This is a genomic window from Mesorhizobium sp. M7A.F.Ca.US.002.01.1.1 (genome assembly GCF_004022955.1).
Classification (GTDB): domain Bacteria; phylum Pseudomonadota; class Alphaproteobacteria; order Rhizobiales; family Rhizobiaceae; genus Mesorhizobium; species Mesorhizobium ciceri.
The window spans coordinates 1-1,428 of the sequence record NZ_RZQE01000847.1; the positions used below are offsets into that span (position 1 = coordinate 1).

At 63.2% G+C, this 1,428-nt stretch carries 1 protein-coding gene and 1 pseudogene; one reads left to right on the forward strand and one right to left on the reverse strand.

Going from position 1 to position 1,428, the window contains the following annotated elements:
• Window positions 1-155 precede the first annotated feature (155 nt).
• On the reverse strand, window positions 156-1,088 hold the full coding sequence (locus EN932_RS36070; protein WP_013528051.1) for an EamA family transporter: 933 nt from the start codon (window positions 1,086-1,088) through the stop codon (window positions 156-158).
• Window positions 1,089-1,318: 230 nt separating this feature from the next.
• Between EN932_RS36070 and EN932_RS39390 the strand changes: the two are divergent.
• Window positions 1,319-1,428 (forward strand): annotated as a pseudogene (locus tag EN932_RS39390) (adenosine kinase); the annotation flags it as partial.

Below are 1,428 nucleotides of genomic sequence, written 5' to 3' on the forward strand. Positions count from 1 at the left end.
AACACGGCCCGAAAGGGAGGCGAAATCAGCTCGAGGGCCGCAGCGCGGGCAGCGTCGAAAATCACCTTGTCACACCCCCGGTTAGCGGACGCCGCCTAAAAGGCGGATGCTTCCGAGATAGGCAGCGCAGGCCATGAGCACAAGCGGGCTGGCGTCTACCGCGCAAATGCCGGCTTTCGAACCGGGATGGTCATGGCAGCGACCCCGGCCACGACAAAACCCATGCCCAGCCATGCCGTCGAACCAAGACTTTCGCCGAGGAAGAGAGCGCCGATGCCGACGCCGATCGGCACGCGCAGATAGGCCTGCGAGGTGGTGCCGACCGAACCCAGCGTGTGGATGAGGCGGAAATAGATGACGAAGGCCAGCGCGGTGGAAAAGACCGACAGGCCGAGCAGGGCCAGGATCGACGCGGTCGATGGCGCCAGCGTCCACGGCTGGTCGAACACCAGACTGAGCGGCACGAGGATGACGGCGCCGCACAACATGGAACCGGCGGCCGGTAGCATTGGGTCGAGGCCCTTGAAACCGCGGCCGAAAATGGCGGCCCCGGCATAGCAGACCGTCGCGGCGACGATTGCCAATTGCGCCCACAATTCATGACCGAGGCCACTCAGCGCCTGCGTGCCGATAATGAGGCAGATGCCGGCAATGCCGGCGCCCACACCGATCAGTTTGCGCAAGGTGACCGGCTCGTGGCGGGTGATGAGCGCGGTCAAGAGGAAGGTGAAGATCGGCGAGGTCGCGTTGAGGATGGTGGCGAGGCCGGCATCGACCGAGCGTTCGGCCGCGGCGATCAGGGTGAACGGAATAACGCTGTTGAGGCAGGCCTGGAAGGCGAAGCGGCGCCAGCTTGCAGCATCGCCCGGCAAGGCGAGCCCGCGCCAGCGGATGATGGCCAACAGGATGCCGCCAGCGATCAGGGTGCGGGCGGCAATGAAGGTGACCGGCGGGATGGTTTCGACGCCGATCTTGATGAAGGTGTAGGAGGCGCCCCAGAGCACTGCCAGCACGACGAGCAGTACCAGGTCGGTGGTCAGATCGTTTTTTGCAGGCTCGTTCTTCGTCGACATGCTTTTTGTAGACATTGGGGGCTGGCTCGCCTTCGAAGCGGGATCGTCTGATCCAGGCTTATAGGCGGTGCGGCGATGAAATGCTTCGGCCACGGTCGAATTGTCATAGCGCCTCGCGGCTGATGCGCCTTTGCCTGTTCCGCCAAAGTTGCGTGTCACGCCCTAGGCAAACCGGTTTCAAATCGCTAGACCCGCGCCGGGCCGGCGTGGCAAGAAGCCGGCTCGGGTTTTTGGCGGAGATTTTGATGCCGGATTATGACGTGCTTTGCATCGGCAATGCCATTGTCGACATCATCGCCCAGTGCGACGAGGAATTCCTCGAGACCAACGGCATCATCAAGGGCGCGATGAACCT

Bases quoted from the DNA above. Each gene is read 5' to 3' on its own strand.
- EN932_RS36070 (WP_013528051.1), bottom strand. From the start codon at position 1,088: ATGTCTACAAAAAGCATGTCGACGAAGAACGAGCCTGCAAAAAACGAT.